Genomic DNA, 19,977 nt, shown 5'->3' on the forward strand with positions numbered 1-19,977 from the left:
AGTATATATACCTACATAGGAAGGAGCCAGACAGGTGAAACGAGTATACAGCATATGTCTTTCAACTATGGTCTCGTTTATTTTATTATTTCCTAACATGAGTTTTGCAAAGACAACAGTAGGAACAAAAATGCCTTCATCTGTTTTAAATATTTCAAAAGACAATACATTTCCAAATGATGCGCAAGATTTGCCACGTTTACAACCAAGTAAATTTGCTCAAGAGCTATTGAAAACGGCTAATATTAAAATTGAAAATCCAGACTTAATTCGGATGTTTAATGAAACGACAATTTCAAATGCTCCGCTTGCAGTAGGGTATCGGGCAAAAATTTATTTAGGTCAATGGGCTTTACATTATGAATCAGTAGACACATCGATTAATTGGGAATATAAACAAGTGAATCGAAATGTGTATGATAATCGCGGAGGAGACCGTTTGTATCCACTTCGCTATAAGCAAGAAACACAAAAGACGGTTGAAGGCGATTTAACAGCAGATATGAAAGATGCTGCAGATGTGAAAAAAATGATGCTTCTCAAAGCGCTTGAAAAAGTACAATTGCCCCTTTCGTTTAAAACAACTATTGGTTATGGTACTGGACATGAGCGTGTGTATAATATTAGTCCGAGTCAACTCGGATATTTATACGCTTATACACCAGCAGTAAATGAAAAGGGAAAAGTAACATTTGGAGAAGTGTATCTTGTATTAAAGGGAAATCAAAAAAGACTTGTTGTGAAAAATATTACTTCTCAAGGAATTGGAGCGGCTATTCCAATTCATGATCATTTGTATTTTAAATTCATTTCTTCTTCCCACTCGCAATAACATGAAAAAACGTCAGCTTATAAGCTGACGTTTTTTCATAATGTAATGTTTGCTGTTTTTGATAAGAAATCTTCTGTCGGATAGTAGCTGTTTTTTACAAGAACATTTGGTCCAAGACATTTTACTGCAGGACAGTGACAGCTTAATGATTTTGCTGTTTTTGAAGCGCTCCATTTTTCATACGCTTCTTGTAATGTGTTTGTTTGTATGTTTCCTAGAAGTGGAACATCACCAAAATCAGTAACGATAATATTACCATCAAAAATATTTACATTTAAGCGTGAACGACCATCTGGATCGTTACGAACAGTTACATTTTTGCTCTCTTGCAATTTTTTAAATGTAGCTATGTCTTTTTCGTCATCGCTACAAGCATAGAAAGGTAAAGTTCCAAATAGCATCCATGCATTTTCATCGCGAATTTCTAGTAAATGTTCAATCGCATCACGAATTTCAGCTTTTGTTAAAATCTCTAGATTACTCGCGAAGTCACTTGGATACATTGGATGAACTTCATGACGTTTACAGCCCATCTCTTCGACGATTTGGCGGTGAATATGTTCAATATGTGGTAGAGTTCTTTTGTTTAGCATTGTTTCGGCCGATACAAGTACACCTGCATCTGATAGAGCCTTACTATTTGTAATCATTCTTTCGAATAATTTTGCACGTTGTTCGTAAGTAGGCTTACGCTCCATCATTGCAAATCCGCCTTCAACGAAGTCATCAATTGTTCCCCAGTTATGAGAGATATGCAATACGTCTAAATAAGGAATAATCTGTTCGTAACGTGCTAAATCTATAGTTAAGTTAGAGTTGATTTGAGTGCGAACGCCTCGTTCATGGGCATATTTTAAGAGTGGTGTTACATAGTTGTCGACGGATTTTTTTGAAAGCATAGGTTCTCCGCCAGTAATACTTAAAGAACGTAAATGAGGAATCTCATCTAATCGTTTTAATAAAAGATCCATCGGAAGCGGATTTGGGTCTTTCGGCTGTAACGTGTAACCAACAGCGCAATGCTCACAGCGCATATTGCATAACGTCGTCGTTGTAAATTCAACATTTGTTAATAGTAGTTTGCCGTACTCTTCAAGGTCCATATACGCTTCCCATGGATCGTAAGAAGGAGTAATCGGCTTCATTTTTTGTGATATCGTCATATGAAATACTCCTTTGACTATTGAAATAACAATTTGTCCATTCTCTATAATAGAAGAATATGTGCTTTTTATAAAGTGAAACTTTTTAGCATGAAAAGAGAGAGGGCTTACATTATAGTGGATGACTGTGACAAAATTGATGAAATTTCATGCCCATAGCAATCGTTTTTGCGGTATAATAAAAGCAACTCGAATTAAAAGGAGAGTGCCTTCATGGGAAAAGCAATTCAAGATAAAGATACACAATTAGTATATTTAAAAGAACGTTTAAATATGTTCATTGAAGTAATTGATACAATTGAACCTGAAGAAGTAGAATTAGAAGATGTAGATCGTCTTCTTGCAATGTTAGATGAATTAGAATTAAAATGTGAGCAATTTAAAAAAGACGAATAATATATTAAAAAGGCTACCAATTCCAATTTGGTAGCCTTTTTCTGTTCGGGTAATAGAAGGACGATAGAAAAAGAGGTATAATCAAGTTGTGAAAAATTTCATTTATGCTCTAATAGCGTGAAACAAATAAATAGCTAAAGAGCATAACAATTGAATTTTCAGCTCATAACGTTTTGGTAGCGTTCACAATTGAGGGGGAAGTAACAATGGAAAAGCTTCAAGAAAGCATGTATCAACTAATTGTTGAAACGTCAACGAACTTACCGAAAGATGTTCGTCGTGCGATTCAACAAGCGAAAGAGCGAGAAAATGCAGGGACTCGTTCTGCGATGGCACTTGGCACAATTACAAATAATATTAAAATGGCTGATGATAACATCTCGCCGATTTGCCAAGATACAGGGATGCCAACGTTTAAAATTTATACACCAGTTGGTGTGAATCAATTAAAGTTGAAGGAAGCTATCTATAATGCGCTTGAGCGGGCGACAAAAGATGGTAAACTTCGTCCCAATTCTGTTGATTCTCTTTTTGGAGATAATAGTGGAAATAATTTAGGACCAGGTACACCGGTGATTAAGTTTGAACAATGGGAAAAAGATTATATTGATGCACGTTTAATCCTAAAAGGTGGTGGCTGTGAGAATAAAAATATTCAATATAGCTTACCATGTGAACTAGAAGGACTTGGACGAGCTGGCCGTGATTTAGAAGGGATTCGTAAATGCCTTCTTCATGCAGTATATCAAGCACAAGGGCAAGGATGTAGCGCTGGTGTAATTGGTGTTGGTATCGGGGGAGACCGCACATCAGGTTATGAATTAGCAAAAAATCAATTATTCCGTACATTAGATGATGTCAATCCAGTACCAGAGTTACAACATCTTGAAGAGTACGTATTAGAAAATGCGAATAAGCTGGGCATTGGTACGATGGGATTTGGCGGAGAAACAACTTTACTTGGTTGTAAAATTGGCGTCTATAATCGTTTGCCAGCTAGTTTCTATGTATCTGTTGCGTATAATTGCTGGGCATATCGTCGCCTTGGTGTGAAAATCCATCCTGAAACAGGAGACATTATGGATTGGCTATATCAAGAAGGTGAAGATACACTTCAGCATGAAGTACAAGAAAAAACAGAGCAACGTGAGATTGTATTACAAGCACCAATTACAGAAGAGCAAATTCGTGAACTTCGCGTTGGTGATGTTGTAACAATTAATGGCATGATGTATACAGGTCGTGACGCAATCCATAAGCATTTAATGGATAATGATTGTCCAGTAGATTTAAATGGACAAATTATTTACCACTGTGGTCCAGTTGTTGTGAAAGATGAAAATGACAATTGGCAAATTAAAGCGGCAGGTCCAACGACAAGTATTCGTGAAGAACCGTACCAAGGCGATATTATGAAGAAATTCGGTATTCGCGCTGTCATTGGAAAAGGCGGTATGGGTGCGAAAACATTAGCGGCTTTAGAAGAACACGGCGGCGTATATTTAAACGCAATCGGTGGTGCAGCGCAATATTATGCTGAATGTATTAAAGAAGTGAAAGATGTTGATTTCTTACAATTTGGTATTCCGGAAGCAATGTGGCATTTACGTATCGACGGGTTTAAAGCAGTTGTAACGATGGACTCTCATGGTAATAGCTTACATGCAGATGTTGATAAAACATCACTTGAAAAATTAGCTAGCTTTAAAGAGCCAGTATTTAAGTAAATAAAAAATGCATCTCGAATGATTCGAGATGCATTTTTTTGGTATATATAGAAAAACATGTTCAGCATGAAAGAATGTGTAGCAACAGAAACTACAAGTACGATTATATATGGAAAGGAGACTATTTATGAAATATAAATGGTTATATATCGGTCTCATTTTTTCAATTATGATGGCACTTGTTCCAGTTTCAGCACTGGCTTATACAAATACTCCACATAACTGGGGAATCCCGCGTCCTAAAAATGAAACAGTACCAGATGCAGGAAAGCTATATACAGATTTATTACAAAAAAATGGCGGGTTTTATTTAGGAGATACGAAGAAAAAAGATATTTATTTAACATTTGATAATGGATATGAGAATGGATACACAGGGAAAATATTAGATGTATTAAAAGAGAAAAAAGTACCAGCAACTTTCTTTGTAACGGGGCATTACATTAAAACGCAAAAAGATTTATTGTTAAGAATGAAGGATGAAGGACATATTATTGGAAACCATTCTTGGAGTCATCCTGATTTTACAGCGGTAAATGATGAGAAACTTCGTGAAGAATTAACGAGTGTAACGGAAGAAATTAAAAAAGTAACTGGGCAAAAAGAAGTGAAATATGTACGTCCTCCGCGCGGTGTATTTAGTGAAAGAACGTTAGCTCTTACGAAAGAAATGGGCTATTATAATGTATTTTGGTCACTTGCATTTTTGGATTGGAAAGTGGATCAGCAAAGAGGATGGCAATATGCGCATAATAATGTAATGACGATGATTCATCCAGGATCTATTTTATTACTTCATGCAATATCAAAAGATAATGCAGAAGCACTTGCGAAAATCATTGATGATTTGCGCGAGAAAGGGTATCATTTTAAAAGTCTAGATGACTTAGTAAAAGGCAATCAACCGTAAGCATGTATGCTTACGGTTTTCTCATGCTATAATGATGTGTAAAAAGGATGGGGAAACGTATGTGGAGCGAACATGTTACGTTAGAGTATCCGTATCATTTTGAAGAAGTATTAAAACGTTTATCTTTTGATCCTCTTAACGTCATTCAATTAGATGAGAAAGTTATTTATATCCCGCTTTGTATAGACGAGGAACAGGTTGTTGTTCGCTTACAAGGGATTGGTACTGTTCAAAATCCACAGTTTTGGATTTCTAGTCAGACAGGAGATCCAGAGAAAGTCATGAAACGAATGAGGGCCATTTTTCATTGGAATGAACCGTTTCAAGATATACAAAATCATTTTTTAAACACATCATTACGTCCACTATTTGAAACATATGCTTATACTCCAATTATTTTAGAATTTGATTATTTTGCTTGTCTGCTTCGCTGTATCATTCACCAACAAATAAATTTGAAATTTGCTATTGTGTTAACAGAACAATTTGTGAAACGGTATGGAACAGAGAAGAACGGTGTATTCTTTTTCCCCACTCCGGAAATAGTAGCAAATATTTCAATAGAAGAATTGAGAGAGCAGAAGTTTAGTCAGCGAAAGGCTGAATATATAGTAGGATTAGGTCGAAGTATTGTCAGTGGTACATTAAATTTAGCGAGTATAGAAAATGGGACGGAAGAAGACATTTCAGCACAATTGTTGCCAATTAGGGGAATTGGTGCATGGACAGTGCAAAACTTTTTAATGTTTGGGCTTGGACGGAAAAATATGTTCCCGAAAGCGGACATTGGGATTCGGCGTGCAGTGCAAGGTATATTTCAATTAGATGATAAACCTGATGATGCATTTTTAGAAAAAGTGAAACAAGAGTGTGAACCATACTGCAGTTATGCAGCGTTATATTTATGGAAAAGTATAGAGTAGAGGTGTAATAATGATACAAAAGCAACATGAGAGTAAGTTGGAAGTTGGTCAAACGTTTCCTGTGACAATTAAACGTCTTGGGATTAACGGAGAAGGCGTTGGTTATTTTAAGAGACAAGTTGTTTTTATTCCAGGGGCATTACCAGGAGAAGAAGTTGTTGCAGAAACAACGAAAATTCAGCGGGGCTTCGCTGAAGCGAAAGTGAAAAAAGTTCGTAAAGCTTCACCGCATCGTGTGAAAGCACCGTGTCCAGTATATGAGGAGTGTGGTGGTTGTCAGCTGCAACATTTAGATTATAAAGAACAATTGAATCAAAAGCGTGATATCGTTGTACAAGCATTTGAGAAGTACATGAAAAATAGTATGGAAGAGAAAATTCGCCCAACGCTTGGCATGGAAAATCCATGGCATTATCGTAATAAGAGTCAATTACAAGTGGGGCGTAAAGACGAAAAGGTTATTACAGGGCTATATAAACAAAACTCACATCAGTTAATTGATATCGCTCACTGTATGATTCAACATAAAGCAACGAATGAAGCGACAAAAGTTGTAAGACGTATTTTAGAAAAATTAAATGTTTCTATTTACAATGAGAAAGAACAAAAAGGTTTAGTACGCACAATTGTAACACGTACTGCAGTTCAAACAGGGGAAGTACAAGTTACACTTATTACAACAAAAGAAGAATTACCAAATAAAGAACAATTTATTGCAGAAGTACAAAAACAGATGCCAGCGGTTAAATCAATTATGCAAAATGTAAACTGGCGTAAAACATCTGTTATTTTTGGCGACAAAACATTTAAATTAGCTGGAAAAGAAGTCATTCAAGAAACACTTGGCGATTTATCATTTGAATTATCAGCACGTGCATTCTTCCAGTTGAATCCAGAGCAAACAGTTGTTTTGTATAATGAAGCGAAAAAAGCAGCTGCGTTAACAGGAAACGAGAAGATTGTGGATGCGTACTGTGGTGTTGGTACAATCGGTCTTTGGCTTGCAAATGATGCAGCGGAAGTACGTGGTATGGATGTAATTCCAGAAGCAATTGCAGATGCAAGAAAAAATGCAAAGCGTCACGGATTTACAAATACGAAATATGAAGCAGGTAAAGCTGAACAATGGTTACCGAAATGGGTAAAAGAAGGATGGCGTCCAGATGTAATTGTTGTCGACCCACCACGTACAGGTTGCGATGATAAATTACTGGAAACAATTTTAAAAGTGAAGCCGAAACAAGTTGTGTACGTGTCTTGTAATCCTTCTTCATTAGCACGTGATGTACAAGCATTAATGAAGAGCTATGAAGTGGAGTATGTGCAACCAGTTGATATGTTCCCGCATACAGCTCACGTAGAAAATGTAGTGAAGCTTGTTAGAAAGTAAAGTTTATTAATATTCCCTCATGGTATGAGGGAATATTTTCTATGAAGGAGAATATTATGCATAATTATAAATTAACGATTCAGTACGACGGCGCACGTTTTAAAGGATGGCAACGTCTCGGTAATAACGATAATACAATTCAAGGAAAAATCGAAAGTGTCATATCTGAAATGGTCGGAAAAGAAATTGAAATTATCGGTTGTAGTAGAACAGACGCTGGTGTACATGCTTTGAATCAAGTTGCTAACTTTCAAAGTGATGAGAAGTTAGTAGAACATAAAGTGAAAAAATATTTAAATCAATATTTACCTAACGATATTAGCATTACGAATGTGGAAGAAGTACATGATCGTTTCCATGCTCGTTACAATTCTAAAGCAAAAACATATCTGTATAAAATTTGGAATGAAGAGCATACAAATCCATTTATGCGTAAATACAGCATGCATGTGAATAAAAAATTAAATGTGAAAAGCATGAAAGCAGCTGCAAAACATTTAGTTGGTTCACATGACTTTACTGCTTTTTCAAATGCGAAATCAAAGAAAAAATCCATGGTTCGAGAAGTATATACACTTGATGTGATGGAAGAGGCAGGGTTTGTACAAATTAGAGTAAGTGGTAACGGCTTCCTTCATAATATGGTAAGAAAAATTGTCGGGGCATTAATTGAAGTTGGATTAGGACAATTAGATGCTGAAGCAATTCCAAACATTTTAGAGGAAAAGCAGCGCAATCAAATTAATTGTCTTGCTGAGGCAAGTGGGTTGTATTTAGAGAATGTTGAGTTTTAATGGCAAATAAAAAAATCGGGCTAAGTAGCTCGATTTTTTTAGTATTAAGAAGATTTTTCGTTTTTTATACGTATCTTCAAATTCCAAAAAGCAGCAAGCATAATAGCTGCAAAGGAGCCAAAAATTGTTCCTAATAGCTTTGCATAAGGAGAGCTGCTTACATCGGCATTAATGAATAACATCATACAGAGCATGGCAGGGAAAAAGTATAAGTATTGTAATAACTTTAATTTTTTATCATTACTCATATATATAGCCCCTTTCTAGCATGTTATATGTTTATTATAACATATTTTACCAATTTATTTTTACACTTGGAGACATGTTTATTTCATATGTGTAAATGCAGTTTTTTAATTCGATATTGTAAGTTTTGCCTACTTAATCCTAAAAATTTTGCAGCTTGTGAGATGTTGCCATGATTCTCTTTAAGAATTTGGTTAATGTAGTTCTTTTCCATTTTTTCTATTGTGTGTTTTAAAGTTTTAGGTGCATCAGTATTGTGAGTAGTTAGTGCATGTTGCATATTGAATTCTGTTTTTATTCGTTCGCGAAAGCGAGTAGGAAGATGAAACGCTGTAATGATGGTTTCATCTTCTATCAGGTTCATGGAACCTTCAATTATATGTTCCAACTCCCGTACGTTTCCAGGCCAATCGTATGCATAGAAAAATTCTCTTACATTTACATCTACATCGGTTACGTTGAGCCCGAATTGAGTATTATATTTTTCAATAAAGTGCTGAACAAGAGCTGGAATATCTTCTTTTCTTTCACGTAAAGGCGGAAGACATAAAGTAACGACGCTTAATCGGTAATATAAGTCTTCTCTTAATCGATTATGTGCGATGGCTTCAAAGGGATCTTCATTGATAGTTGCTATAATGCGAACATCAATTTCTTTTTCGTGTGTACCTCCGATTCTTCGTATTGTTTTTTCTTGTATAGCCCGCAGCAACTTAGCTTGAAGTATTGGGCTTAATGAATTGATTTCATCTAATAACAAAGTTCCTCCGTTTGCTTCTTCGAATAAGCCTGATTTATCTATTGCTCCTGTAAAGGCACCTCGATTTGTGCCAAATAGTAGGCTTTCCATTAAGGTATCAGGTATAGCGGCACAGTTTTGTGAAATAAAGGGTTTTGTTGAACGCTGACTTTCATTATGGATGCTTTGTGCAAATAGTTCTTTACCAGTGCCTGTTTCTCCTACTAGAAGTATGGAGGAAGATGTACGAATTACTCTTTTTCCTTCTGTAATGATTGATTGAATGGCTTCAGAATCACCAATTATGTGATCAAAGGTAAATTTAGTGCTTTGTTTTCGAGAAGGACCTATTTTTATCGTTTGCTTTAAGTTACTAATTTCTTTTGATATTTCAATAGCGCCTTTAATTTTTCCATTTTCTATTATAGGGAAAGTATCGTTAATCGTTGTAATTTCTTGTCCTTTATTGTTAAAATACGTTTGTTTTATATTTTTCTTTGTTTTTCCAAATTTTAATGCCTCTATAAGAGTACTATTTTTATTTTCCTCAAATGCGAATACTTCTAAAGGACTTTTATATAGCACATCTGAGCGCTCCATTGATTCAATTTCCATCATTTTGCGGTTATAGATAATCGTCTTACTTTCCTCATTAATAATATGAATTCCGATGTCGAGTTCATTGAGTAAAGTTTCATATAGCATATTCATTTCAATGATCTGTTTTAAATTAATTTCTTCTGTACGCATAGATTATCTTCTCCTCATTCCACCCTATGAAGACTGACTTTTTATAATTTTATTAAAATTCTTATAAAATCGCAAAAATTTTTTGCTATTTTCCTTTTAAAATCTCTGAAATGATAGAAAAATTTTGCGGTTATGAAGTTTTTTTTTGAGAAACCTTCATTTTAAATAGGAATTGGAGATTGGTACGCATTTTGCATAAATAATAATTGATATATCTAAAGGAGGGATATGCAACGTTTCAGTACCAACTAATAAGAAGGAGGAGTGTATAAAGTGAAGACGGTTATAGAATGCGTGTATAGTCCTTGTTACGGGAAAGTAGAGAAGTTATTTGTTACGGAAAGTTCTTACGTATATGAGTGGGAGAAATTAGCATTAATTGAAACAATAGATAAACAGAAAGTAGAAATTAAGATAGGGATCAGTGGTTATATTGAATCATTAGAAGTAGTAGAAGGACAAGCTATTGCTGATCAAAAGTTATTAATAACAGTAAGGGATGACCTTTTAGTAACAGGCAGTGATTAATGTAAGTGACGTGTATTTTTGCTCTTTTAAATCATTATTTTTACGGTGAATAATTTTAAAAACGCTTACATTAAATGGGTTTACAAAGTGAAAAGGGGGGATTTATATGATGAATCAAAATCAAGGATTAAAAAGAGAATTGAAAAGCAGGCACATATTTATGATTGCACTTGGAGGCGTTATTGGTACCGGTCTTTTTTTAGGATCTGGGTATACAATTCATGAAGCTGGGCCTGGAGGAGCGATTGTAGCATATCTTGTTGGAGGATTTGTTATGTATTTAACGATGCTCTGTCTTGGAGAGTTAGCTGTTGCAATGCCTGACGCAGGATCTTATCAAACGTATGCTACGAAGCATATTTCCCCTGCAGCGGGTTATGTAGTTGGATGGATGTCATGGTTAAACTGGTCAGCTACGATAGGGATTGAACTAATTGCAGTTAGTATTTTAATGAAGCGATGGTTTCCAGATGTACCTTCATGGATTTGGTGCGTAGTGTTTGCGTTACTCCTCTTTGCTATTAATGCGTTATCTTCAAGAAGTTTTGCGGAAGTTGAATTTTGGTTTGCAAGTATTAAAGTAATTACGATCATTGCATTTATTATTTTGGGCGGGGCAGCAATGTTTGGTTTTCTAGATATGAAAGGAAATGAACCAGCACCGATGTTCTCTAGTTTTACTGATTATGGTGGATTGTTCCCAAATGGATTATCAGCTATTTTAATTACGATGATTGCAGTTAATTTTTCTTTCCAAGGAACGGAACTAGTCGGTATTGCAGCAGGTGAGAGTGAAAATCCAGAGAAAACAATCCCGAAGGCAATTAACAATACAGTTTGGCGTATACTTGTTTTCTTTGTACTATCTATTTTTATTCTTGCTGGACTATTCCCTTGGCAACAAGCAGGAGTAATAGAAAGTCCATTTGTAGTTGTATTTGATAAAATTGGTATTCCTTATGCAGCAGATATTATAAATTTTGTTATCATTACAGCGGTTCTATCCGTTGCGAATTCAGGATTATATGCAACTTCTCGTATGCTATGGTCTATGTCTAATCAAGGAATGATTAGTCCGATTTTTGGTAAGTTATCTAAAAACGGTGTTCCTATTTATGCATTGATTGTAAGTACAATTGTAGGTTGCCTTTCATTACTATCAGGTATTTATGCGGAAGATACAGTTTATTTATGGCTACTTTCTATTGCTGGGTTCGGGGCGATATTAGTTTGGGCATCTATTGCTCTATCTAACTTATTAGCTAGGAGGTCATACATAAAGCAGGGCGGGGATGTGAAAGAATTGAAATTTAAAACACCTCTGTATCCATTCGTACCACTGCTTGCACTAGTATTAAATGTAACAGTAATTATTGGTATGGCCTTTATTCCAGAGCAAAGAATGGCATTGTATTGCGGAATTCCATTTATGATTGTTTGTTTACTGTTTTACCGTGCGACAAGAAATAAGGCACGTAAAGTAGAACATATTGAAAAGACAAATACGACGGAAGTAGAGAGCTTCTAATATGAATTAATTTGGAGACTGTAAGATTTGTAAACAGTCTCTTTTTTTGTGAAAATAAAGTTGGAAACATACTACGTATGTAAAGGGGAATTAGCGATGAATAAAAAAGTTTCACAGCTATTAGAGCAGATTGATTTACGAAAAGATGAGTTACTAGAGCTTACAAAGAATTTAATTCGTTTTGAAACACCAGCACCGCCGGCGAGAAATACAAATGAGGCACAACAATTTGTTGCAGAGTTTCTAAGAGAACAAAATTTTAGTGTTGATAAATGGGATGTATATCCTAATGATCCGAACGTTGTTGGTGTGAAAAAAGGGGCAAAAAGTGACTCATATAAAAGTCTTATTATTAATGGACATATGGATGTAGCTGAAGTATCGGCAGATGAGGCGTGGGAAACAAATCCGTTTGAGCCATTTATAAAAGATGGTTGGTTAGTTGGACGTGGTGCAGCTGATATGAAAGGGGGACTAGCTGGAGCGCTATTTGCTATTCAGCTATTACAAGAAGCTGGTATTGAATTACCTGGAGATTTAATCTTTCAATCCGTAATTGGAGAAGAAGTTGGAGAAGCTGGTACACTTCAATGCTGCAAAAGAGGTTATGATGCTGATTTTGCAGTCGTAGTGGATACGAGTAATTTACATATGCAAGGACAGGGCGGCGTAATTACTGGCTGGATTACTGTGAAAAGCCCTCAAACGTTTCATGATGCAACGCGTAGGCAAATGATTCATGCTGGAGGACGTTTATTTGGAGCGAGTGCAATTGAAAAAATGATGAAAATTGTGCAAAGTTTACAAGAATTAGAGCGTCATTGGGCAGTTATGAAAACATATGAAGGCTATCCGTCTGGAACAACAACAATTAATCCAGCTGTTATTGAGGGTGGAAGACATGCAGCTTTTATTGCGGATGAGTGCCGGTTATGGATAACAGTGCACTTTTATCCGAATGAAACACATGAACAAATAATAAAAGAAATTGAAGAGTATATCGGTAAAGTAGCAGCTGCCGATCCATGGCTAAGTGAAAATCCACCACAATTTAAGTGGGGCGGAGAATCAATGATTGTGGATCGTGGCGAAATTTTCCCTTCTTTAGAAATAGATAGTGAACATACAGCTGTAAAAACGCTTAGCTCAGTACATGAATCAATTCTTTCTAAAAACGCAATTTTAGATATGTCTGCAACGGTAACGGATGGTGGTTGGTTTAGTGAATTTCATATTCCGGCTGTTATTTACGGACCAGGCACATTAGAGGAAGCTCATTCAATAAATGAGAAAGTAGAAGTAGAGCAGTTAATTGAATTTACAAAAGTAATAACAGCATTTATATATGAATGGTGTCATATGAAAAAATAGATTAGTATGTTGAAATCGTACAGGTATGTATACTTGTACGATTTTTTAGTGAACTATTTCAGAGTTAAATAGAAACAACTGAAATAGTTCTTTATTTTTCTATGTCTTTCGTTTTAGTTCCATTAATTTCTCTTTTGCTAATTCAACAGCAATCGCATCATCTAAATAGCCAATTGGAAAGAGATAGTCGGGAATAATATCTGTCGATAAAATGAAATACAGTAATGCGCCACCAAGAACTGCACGCTCTTCTTTTGGAATCGTTTCATTGCAAAATTGTTGATACATATCTGTTAATTGTTCAATGAAAGGGCCAGCACTATCAATTTGTTCTAACTTGCTCGCGAAACTTTCATGAATGCGCTTTTCACCTTCTGTTGTTTGAGCATATCGTTCATAGTTTTCAAGTTCTTGTTTTACGCGGGTTGTTGTGTAGTCGAAATCGAATAAGTTAGAGGATTGCAGAGTTTGCTGAATTGTATCAAGAGATGTGTACATATCCGTCTTTTCTTTATTAATGTGAGGAGAATCAGGATACATTTCATCAAATAACAATTGGGGTGGAACTTGCAGACATTCTGCGAATTTTTGTAGGTGTTTTTGTTTTGGCGGTTGTTTACCATTCATAATTCTTGAGATTGTTGCGGGATCAATATTTGTAAGCATTCCGAGTTGGCGCATAGATAAGGCACGTTCTTTTAAAAGTTTTTTTATTAATCTACTAAGCCGCTCATTTGGATTTTCTTTAGGCATAGCGAAGGCACTCCTTTTTATTGTTGAAAAAATGTTGAGCATTTATTACATGTATATGAAACAGACAGGCACAGTTGCTCAACATTTTCATAAGATGCATGGAAAAGTGAGGAAAAGGGGTGGCTATTTATGAGTACGGCAGGTCTATTTTCAATTTTTTTAATCGGGATTGCTTCTAATTTAGATAATGCAGGTGTTGGGATTGCATATGGCATTCGTAAAATTAGAATTTCGTGGTTCAACAATTTTATCATCGCATTTTTTGGGTTTTTATTTACTTTATTAGCTGGATTTTTTGGGAACTGGATCGCGTTATTTATTTCAGAGTTTACAGCAAACCTGATTGGAGCAATCGTTTTAGGGATAATCGGGGTGTTTATTTTGTGCCAGCCTTTCTTGGGGCAAAGAAATACCGTAGGCTCTAAAGATGGTAATGTACTTATGGGAATTTTACGTGATCCAGAAAAAGCAGATTTTGATGGTTCTAAAACAATTAGTTTTTCAGAAGCAATTGTATTAGGGATTGCGTTGTCTATTAATAATATTGCAGGTGGATTTGATGCTGGGATAACAAATTTGAACCTTTGGCTTACAGCAACTATTTCAGGGGTGTTTAGTTTTATTTGTATTAGTGGCTTTGCGTATGTAGGGAAACGATTTTTAGCAGAATACTTAGGAAAGTGGGCGACAGTTATCGCAGGAGTGTTATTAATTCTTATTGGGATTGATCAGTTGTTGTAAGGAGAGTAGAAAACAAGGTTCGAGTATTTCCTTGGAAATACAGCAAGGGATTGCATATATCGACGTACTTTTCTCCATACTAATACGGATTTCTTTTAAGAAAGGGGGATTTGTATGGGACGCGGGAAAGCATTTGATCATAAGAAAAAAGGGCATGATCATCAACCACCTAAAGGTGCGTTCATTCATAAAGATGTAAATGAACATACTTTGGAAGAGGAAGAGCTACCAGTAAATATTGAGGCGTATAAAAATAGTTTACAAAAACATTAAAAGCACCTACATAGGTGCTTTTTTACCGTATATCTTCAATTAATTGTTCCGATTCTTCATGCATACTGTACTCACTTAATACTTGAATGCAAAGCCATTTTAATTCCTCAATCGTATGCTCAAGTTCTTCAGGAAGCACGTGATAAATGTCTTCAAGTCCCATCCCGAAATGAATAAGTTCAAGTACTTGATCATCGATGTTCCGATCCATTAATAATTCAAGTACTTCTAAATTGAATATGTATCGGTGAGCTTCGTCGAGTGAAACAACTTTTAACTTCAAGCTTTCTACAATACTCAATATAAAAAGAAGGATTGTTTTTTCAAGAACAGGTTGTTTTCCCATTTGAAATATTAGTTTCATCTTTCACACCTCCACATATAGCGCTAGGTTGTACTATATTATTCAGGAGGGGGGAACAAATATGCATGATATAGAGAAACTTTCAGCACTGTTTTTATAAGAAGATTGATAACTGACAAAATTGAGGTTTTGGCGAAATAAAAAATCCTGCTAGTATAGCAGGATAACTCGCGATTAAAAAATGCTCCAACCTTCTTGAGCAGAAAGAAGTTCAAGAATTTTAAAACCAGCAATACTATTTCCGTTTGCATCTAAAGCTGGTCCGAAAATACCGATTCCCATGTCTCCTTTTACGCAGCCAAAAATACCACCGGCTACACCACTTTTTGCAGGAATACCAACACGAATTGCAAATTCACCAGATTCGTTATACATACCACATGTGACCATAAATGTTTTGCAAATTTTTGTAATATGTTTAGGGATGATTTGTTTCTTTTTATATGGATCATATCCATCCATTGCAAAAATTAAGCCGATACGTGCTAAATCGATGCAGTTTACTTCAACTGCGCATTGACGAGTATATAAATCCATAAGTTCTTCAATATCACAATCGATAATTCCGTTTTGTTTCATATAATAACAAAGTGAACGGTTTAGATAAGCTGTCTCTAGTTCTGAATCGGCAACTTTAGAGGAATAATTAATAGTAGGATTATCTGTTATTTCACGTACAAAGTGAAGAATACGTTCCATTTTTTCCTCGTTATCTTTTCCTGCTAACATGCTTGTAATAGCTAATGCTCCTGCATTTATCATTGGATTAAGGGGTTTGGACGGACTTGTCGTTTCTAACTTAATAATAGAATTAAATGGGTCACCCGTTGGTTCCATTCCAACTTTAGAAAATACATATTCTTCACCACGGTCTAAAAGGGCAAGGGCAAGTGTAATTACTTTGGAAATACTTTGAAGAGTAAATAGTGTTTGTGAGTTGCCTGCATGGATATATTCTGTTTCTTTATGGAAAATGGCAATCCCTAAATCGTCTGGATTTGCATTTCCTAGTTCGGGGATATAAGTAGCAAGTTTGCCTTTTTTCGTATATGGTTTTACTTGTTCTAACAACTGTTGTAAGTTGTTTGTTTCAATGCACTGCATAGTACCAACGCTCCTATTTTGAATTAACTAAGTTTACTTTTCCCGATATGCTCGGAAATAAATAATAACATGAAAAAGTGGAATGATAAAACGAAAGTTCAATGTGATATAATAGGTCTTTCGTTTCGAGTATTCTGTATTTTAAAAAGGAGAATTTTCCTTTTATATAACAGTTTGGAAATAGGAGATTTATCCATAAAAAGTTCAGAAATAAAAACTACACATCTATACAACTATATGTTATTATGGTTATGTAATAGAAAGCGTTTTCTAAAGCGTACTTATAATGATAACGATTTCATAAATTTAATTAGGGGGAATTAAAATGTTGCAGTTTTTACAACGTATTGGTAAAGCGTTAATGCTTCCGATCGCAGTACTACCAGCAGCAGGATTATTGCTTCGTTTAGGGCAACCAGATGTATTTGATATTCCTGTTATGGCACAGGCCGGCGCAGCAGTTTTTGATAACTTAGCACTTATTTTTGCAATTGGTATTGCAATCGGTCTTTCAGTGGATGGTAGTGGTGCAGCAGGTCTTGCAGGTGCAATTGGTTATCTTGTTATGAAAAATAGTATTGATGCACTTAGCAAAGGGTATTCAACTGCTGAATTACAAGGTAAATTAGGTAAAGTCCAAGATTTAATAGGTAATAGCGCAAATGTAGATCCATCTAAGCTTGCAGATACAATGACACAAGTATCTAAGGCTGCTGAATTATCGACTAAAGTAGATATGAAAGTTTTAGGTGGTATTATTGTTGGTGTTATAGCAGGACTTCTTTATAATAAATTCCATAAGATTAAACTTCCAGAATGGTTAGGTTTCTTTGCTGGAAAACGTTTCGTTCCAATTGTTACATCAGTTGTGATGCTGATATTAGGAATTCTATTTGCACAAATTTGGCCAACAATTCAAAATGGTATTGATGCATTAGCTCATGGAATTGTTAATTTAGGTGCAATTGGTTCAGGATTATTTGGTTTATTAAACCGTTTATTAATCCCAATTGGTTTACACCACGTAATGAACACATACTTCTGGTTTGTATTTGGGGACTTTACAAATGCAGCAGGTAATGTTGTTAATGGTGATATTGCTCGTTTCCTTGCAGGTGACAAAACAGCAGGTATGTTTATGACTGGTTTCTTCCCAGTTATGATGTTCGGTTTACCAGCAGCATGTTTCGCAATGATTGCAGCTGCTAAACCAGAAAAGCGTAAAGCAGTTACTGGTATGTTAGCTGGTCTAGCATTAACTTCATTCTTAACTGGTATTACAGAGCCTATTGAATTCTCATTCATGTTCTTATCACCAGTATTATATGGTATTCATGCTGTACTAACAGGTCTTTCTTTATTCATTACAACATCACTTGGCATTCATGATGGTTTCTCATTTAGTGCCGGTGCAATCGATTATGCTTTAAACTTCGGTATTGCAACAAAACCAGTCTTACTAGCAGGTATCGGTTTAATTTACGCAGCAATTTATTTCATAGTATTCTACTTCTTAATTAAGAAGTTCGATTTAAAAACTCCTGGTCGTGAAGATGACGATGAGTTAGTTGAAGATGGTGATGCACCAGTTGCAGGTTCAATTGGTGAAACTTACGTAGCAGCTTTAGGCGGAAAAGAAAACTTAACAGTTATTGATAACTGTGCAACACGTCTACGCTTACAAGTAAAAGATGCTGGTCAAGTAAATGAAGCAGCATTAAAACGTGCTGGTGCAAAAGGTGTTATGAAATTAAGTAATACAAGTGTACAAGTTATCGTAGGTACAAATGTTGAATCTGTTGCCGATGATATGAAAAAACACGTATAAATAATGAGATAAGAGGATGTCCAAAAAGATTGATAACATCAATTTTTTAGAGGATATCCTCTTTTTTTTTGTTAATAATTTAACGGGAATCTTACTTTTGTAAATTTTCTTTTTCTTTTTTGTACATATAGGTTGGTAATATGTGCAGTGCGTGATAAAGTAGGGATGATATAGAATGGATTATCCATAATCTACTAAAACGAATCTTTAGTAGAGGAATTAAATTATTGGTGAGTAAGGGGAAAAAAGCAATTATGGATCAGGAAAAAAATAATGCGAATGGGAAAGCACATCGGCCGATTGTATACATAAAAAGAACAATCATTCTCGTCTTACTATTATCACTTGTATATTTCATGTATACAAAAATTGTTGCGCATAATAAGAAAGAAGAAACTTTAAAAGCGGCAGCAGAAATGAAGAAACAAGAAGAGTTAAAAAAGAAAGAAGAAAAAAAGAAACAAGAAGTACAGAAGCAAAAACAAAAAGAGCAGGAAGAACAAATGAAGCAAGCGCAAGCAGCGGAGAAACCTGCTGAAGGGCCACCTCAAGAAATTAATGAAAACGCTCAATTGGACCAGTATTTACAAAACGCAGGATTTAGCGGGACAGCTGTTATTGTGAAGAACGGAAAAGTTCTTCTGAATAAAGGGTATGGTATGGCAAATAAAGAGCAGCAAGTACCGAATAATTCAGAGACGACTTTTTATATTGGTTCTATTTCAAAGGCGTTTGTAGCAACTGCTATTATGCAATTGAAAGATCAAAATAAATTACAAGTAGAAGATACTGTTGCGAAGTATATTCCAGATTTTCCACAAGGTAATAATATTCAGCTAAAACATCTATTAACACATACATCAGGGATTCCCGAATATGAGCAGGGAAAAGAAGATATTTCTCATGAAGAACTGATAAAGCGGATAGGAAATCAAAAGCGTATTGGTGGTCCAGGAGAGAAGTGGAAGTATTCTGATTCGAACTACTCTATACTTGCTTATATTGCAGAGAAGGTAAGTGGGCAGTCACTCGAAGAATATATTAAACAACATATTTTTGCCACTGCCGGTATGAAACATTCTGGCTTTGGCACAGCGTTAGAACAAACAAGATTCCCATCAACGGGTTATAAAATAGTAAATAATAATATGACAACACCTAATATTCCAAGCATGTCACAACTATATGGTTGTGGTGATATATACACAAGTGCGCATGATTTATATTTATTTAACGAAGCACTATTCTCTGGAAAATTAATTTCAAAAGAGAGTTACGATCAAATGTTTACGGGTGGAAAAAAGGATTACGGGTTTGGATGGTACGTAGACCCAGGAAGCTATTCGAATCATGGTGTAATGCCAGGTTGGAATTGCTTAAACGGATTTAGTAAAAATGGTAGTGTATATGTTGTTTTATTATCTAACATTCAAAATAATATTAAATCATTTGGTAAAGTGAATAATGACATTTATTCGATATTGCGGAATATTGAAGTGTAAGAAACTATCCTGTTGGATAGTTTTTTTTATGCTCTGAAACAAATATTTCTTTTAGAAAATGTATGTCTTACCTATCACAAAAATATCCATTTTGTATACATTAAGATGTATGGAT

Annotated in this window: 20 protein-coding genes and 1 pseudogene; 15 read left to right on the forward strand and 6 right to left on the reverse strand. The window is 35.3% G+C overall.

Features of this window, described 5'->3' with window-relative positions; genetic code table 11:
- The first annotated feature begins 34 nt into the window (after positions 1–34).
- A complete protein-coding gene (locus GBN91_RS22565; protein WP_002102695.1) occupies positions 35–832 on the forward strand; it encodes a YfkD famly protein in 798 nt (265 codons plus the stop codon).
- A gap of 35 nt (positions 833–867) precedes the next feature.
- On the opposite strand, the gene yfkAB is transcribed toward GBN91_RS22565, so the two are convergent.
- Entirely contained in the window at positions 868–1,995 is a 1,128-nt protein-coding gene (gene yfkAB, locus GBN91_RS22570) for a radical SAM/CxCxxxxC motif protein YfkAB (protein WP_152122393.1), read from the reverse strand.
- Positions 1,996–2,208: 213 nt separating this feature from the next.
- Here yfkAB and GBN91_RS22575 point away from each other — a divergent pair, with 213 nt between their 5' ends.
- From GBN91_RS22575 to truA, 6 genes are all read left to right on the forward strand, one after another.
- Positions 2,209–2,391 carry an SE1561 family protein gene (locus GBN91_RS22575; protein WP_000513558.1) on the forward strand — a complete coding sequence of 61 codons (183 nt, stop codon included), beginning with the start codon at positions 2,209–2,211 and terminating at the stop codon, positions 2,389–2,391.
- A gap of 206 nt (positions 2,392–2,597) precedes the next feature.
- Entirely contained in the window at positions 2,598–4,118 is a 1,521-nt protein-coding gene (fumA, locus tag GBN91_RS22580; protein WP_000413523.1) for a class I fumarate hydratase, read from the forward strand.
- A gap of 127 nt (positions 4,119–4,245) precedes the next feature.
- The gene (gene pdaA / locus GBN91_RS22585) at positions 4,246–5,028 is read left to right on the forward strand and encodes a delta-lactam-biosynthetic de-N-acetylase (protein WP_000875956.1); all 783 of its coding nucleotides are present in this window, start codon (positions 4,246–4,248) and stop codon (positions 5,026–5,028) included.
- A 59-nt stretch (positions 5,029–5,087) separates the two neighbouring features.
- On the forward strand, positions 5,088–5,951 hold the full coding sequence (locus tag GBN91_RS22590; RefSeq protein WP_152122395.1) for a DNA-3-methyladenine glycosylase family protein: 864 nt from the start codon (positions 5,088–5,090) through the stop codon (positions 5,949–5,951).
- Between the two features lie 10 nt (positions 5,952–5,961).
- Positions 5,962–7,341, forward strand: a complete 1,380-nt coding sequence (rlmD, locus tag GBN91_RS22595; protein WP_152122397.1) for a 23S rRNA (uracil(1939)-C(5))-methyltransferase RlmD — start codon at positions 5,962–5,964, stop codon at positions 7,339–7,341.
- A 56-nt stretch (positions 7,342–7,397) separates the two neighbouring features.
- The gene (gene truA / locus GBN91_RS22600) at positions 7,398–8,135 is read left to right on the forward strand and encodes a tRNA pseudouridine(38-40) synthase TruA (protein ID WP_000553118.1); all 738 of its coding nucleotides are present in this window, start codon (positions 7,398–7,400) and stop codon (positions 8,133–8,135) included.
- 44 nt (positions 8,136–8,179) lie between these two features.
- Here the strand turns inward: truA and GBN91_RS22605 are convergent, their stop codons facing one another.
- Both GBN91_RS22605 and GBN91_RS22610 read right to left on the reverse strand, forming a co-directional pair.
- Positions 8,180–8,383, reverse strand: coding sequence for a hypothetical protein (locus tag GBN91_RS22605; protein WP_000063860.1), 204 nt, complete (start codon positions 8,381–8,383; stop codon positions 8,180–8,182).
- Positions 8,384–8,466: 83 nt separating this feature from the next.
- Positions 8,467–9,870, reverse strand: coding sequence for a sigma-54 interaction domain-containing protein (locus GBN91_RS22610; RefSeq protein ID WP_001258445.1), 1,404 nt, complete (start codon positions 9,868–9,870; stop codon positions 8,467–8,469).
- A gap of 273 nt (positions 9,871–10,143) precedes the next feature.
- On the opposite strand from GBN91_RS22610, the gene GBN91_RS22615 reads away from it, so the two are divergent.
- The 3 genes from GBN91_RS22615 (at position 10,144) to GBN91_RS22625 (ending at position 13,297) form a co-directional block, all read left to right on the forward strand.
- Positions 10,144–10,398, forward strand: a complete 255-nt coding sequence (locus tag GBN91_RS22615; protein WP_000859480.1) for a biotin/lipoyl attachment domain-containing protein — start codon at positions 10,144–10,146, stop codon at positions 10,396–10,398.
- A 106-nt stretch (positions 10,399–10,504) separates the two neighbouring features.
- A complete protein-coding gene (locus tag GBN91_RS22620; RefSeq protein WP_000981860.1) occupies positions 10,505–11,926 on the forward strand; it encodes an amino acid permease in 1,422 nt (473 codons plus the stop codon).
- 48 nt (positions 11,927–11,974) lie between these two features.
- Complete coding sequence (locus GBN91_RS22625; protein WP_100617805.1) at positions 11,975–13,297, forward strand: acetylornithine deacetylase; 1,323 nt, start codon at positions 11,975–11,977, stop codon at positions 13,295–13,297.
- A 99-nt stretch (positions 13,298–13,396) separates the two neighbouring features.
- Here GBN91_RS22625 and GBN91_RS22630 read toward each other — a convergent pair whose 3' ends face one another.
- Entirely contained in the window at positions 13,397–14,050 is a 654-nt protein-coding gene (locus GBN91_RS22630; protein ID WP_001123718.1) for a helix-turn-helix domain-containing protein, read from the reverse strand.
- 129 nt (positions 14,051–14,179) lie between these two features.
- On the opposite strand from GBN91_RS22630, the gene ytaF reads away from it, so the two are divergent.
- Both ytaF and GBN91_RS28980 read left to right on the forward strand, forming a co-directional pair.
- Positions 14,180–14,791, forward strand: coding sequence for a sporulation membrane protein YtaF (gene ytaF, locus GBN91_RS22635; protein ID WP_000100724.1), 612 nt, complete (start codon positions 14,180–14,182; stop codon positions 14,789–14,791).
- A 114-nt stretch (positions 14,792–14,905) separates the two neighbouring features.
- Positions 14,906–15,064: a hypothetical protein gene (locus GBN91_RS28980; RefSeq protein ID WP_193222127.1), complete on the forward strand. Its 159-nt coding sequence runs from the start codon at positions 14,906–14,908 to the stop codon at positions 15,062–15,064.
- Positions 15,065–15,086: 22 nt separating this feature from the next.
- Here the strand turns inward: GBN91_RS28980 and GBN91_RS22640 are convergent, their stop codons facing one another.
- Both GBN91_RS22640 and glsA read right to left on the reverse strand, forming a co-directional pair.
- Positions 15,087–15,428, reverse strand: a complete 342-nt coding sequence (locus GBN91_RS22640; RefSeq protein ID WP_000766604.1) for a DUF3969 family protein — start codon at positions 15,426–15,428, stop codon at positions 15,087–15,089.
- A 174-nt stretch (positions 15,429–15,602) separates the two neighbouring features.
- Positions 15,603–16,532, reverse strand: a complete 930-nt coding sequence (gene glsA, locus GBN91_RS22645) for a glutaminase A (protein ID WP_001149850.1) — start codon at positions 16,530–16,532, stop codon at positions 15,603–15,605.
- Positions 16,533–16,601: 69 nt separating this feature from the next.
- Here glsA and GBN91_RS29615 point away from each other — a divergent pair.
- The 3 genes and pseudogenes from GBN91_RS29615 to GBN91_RS22660 all read left to right on the forward strand — a co-directional run bounded on the left by GBN91_RS29615 (position 16,602) and on the right by GBN91_RS22660 (position 19,862).
- Positions 16,602–16,716, forward strand: a pseudogene (locus tag GBN91_RS29615) (transcriptional regulator).
- Between the two features lie 141 nt (positions 16,717–16,857).
- Entirely contained in the window at positions 16,858–18,360 is a 1,503-nt protein-coding gene (gene nagE / locus GBN91_RS22655) for an N-acetylglucosamine-specific PTS transporter subunit IIBC (RefSeq protein ID WP_000938900.1), read from the forward strand.
- A 254-nt stretch (positions 18,361–18,614) separates the two neighbouring features.
- Positions 18,615–19,862 (forward strand): serine hydrolase domain-containing protein, encoded by a 1,248-nt coding sequence (locus GBN91_RS22660; RefSeq protein WP_033691709.1) that lies wholly within the window; start codon positions 18,615–18,617, stop codon positions 19,860–19,862.
- Positions 19,863–19,977 lie beyond the last annotated feature (115 nt).

The sequence above is a fragment of the Bacillus sp. B1-WWTP-T-0.5-Post-4 genome (genome assembly GCF_009183795.1).
GTDB classification, from domain to species: Bacteria; Bacillota; Bacilli; order Bacillales; family Bacillaceae_G; genus Bacillus_A; species Bacillus_A cereus.

Bases quoted from the DNA above. Each gene is read 5' to 3' on its own strand.
- yfkAB (WP_152122393.1), bottom strand. From the start codon at position 1,995: ATGACGATATCACAAAAAATGAAGCCGATTACTCCTTCTTACGATCCA.
- GBN91_RS22575 (WP_000513558.1), top strand. From the start codon at position 2,209: ATGGGAAAAGCAATTCAAGATAAAGATACACAATTAGTATATTTAAAA.
- fumA (WP_000413523.1), top strand. From the start codon at position 2,598: ATGGAAAAGCTTCAAGAAAGCATGTATCAACTAATTGTTGAAACGTCA.
- pdaA (WP_000875956.1), top strand. From the start codon at position 4,246: ATGAAATATAAATGGTTATATATCGGTCTCATTTTTTCAATTATGATG.
- GBN91_RS22590 (WP_152122395.1), top strand. From the start codon at position 5,088: ATGTGGAGCGAACATGTTACGTTAGAGTATCCGTATCATTTTGAAGAA.
- rlmD (WP_152122397.1), top strand. From the start codon at position 5,962: ATGATACAAAAGCAACATGAGAGTAAGTTGGAAGTTGGTCAAACGTTT.
- truA (WP_000553118.1), top strand. From the start codon at position 7,398: ATGCATAATTATAAATTAACGATTCAGTACGACGGCGCACGTTTTAAA.
- GBN91_RS22605 (WP_000063860.1), bottom strand. From the start codon at position 8,383: ATGAGTAATGATAAAAAATTAAAGTTATTACAATACTTATACTTTTTC.
- GBN91_RS22610 (WP_001258445.1), bottom strand. From the start codon at position 9,870: ATGCGTACAGAAGAAATTAATTTAAAACAGATCATTGAAATGAATATG.
- GBN91_RS22620 (WP_000981860.1), top strand. From the start codon at position 10,505: ATGATGAATCAAAATCAAGGATTAAAAAGAGAATTGAAAAGCAGGCAC.
- GBN91_RS22630 (WP_001123718.1), bottom strand. From the start codon at position 14,050: ATGCCTAAAGAAAATCCAAATGAGCGGCTTAGTAGATTAATAAAAAAA.
- ytaF (WP_000100724.1), top strand. From the start codon at position 14,180: ATGAGTACGGCAGGTCTATTTTCAATTTTTTTAATCGGGATTGCTTCT.
- GBN91_RS28980 (WP_193222127.1), top strand. From the start codon at position 14,906: ATGGGACGCGGGAAAGCATTTGATCATAAGAAAAAAGGGCATGATCAT.
- GBN91_RS22640 (WP_000766604.1), bottom strand. From the start codon at position 15,428: ATGAAACTAATATTTCAAATGGGAAAACAACCTGTTCTTGAAAAAACA.
- glsA (WP_001149850.1), bottom strand. From the start codon at position 16,532: ATGCAGTGCATTGAAACAAACAACTTACAACAGTTGTTAGAACAAGTA.
- nagE (WP_000938900.1), top strand. From the start codon at position 16,858: ATGTTGCAGTTTTTACAACGTATTGGTAAAGCGTTAATGCTTCCGATC.
- GBN91_RS22660 (WP_033691709.1), top strand. From the start codon at position 18,615: ATGGATCAGGAAAAAAATAATGCGAATGGGAAAGCACATCGGCCGATT.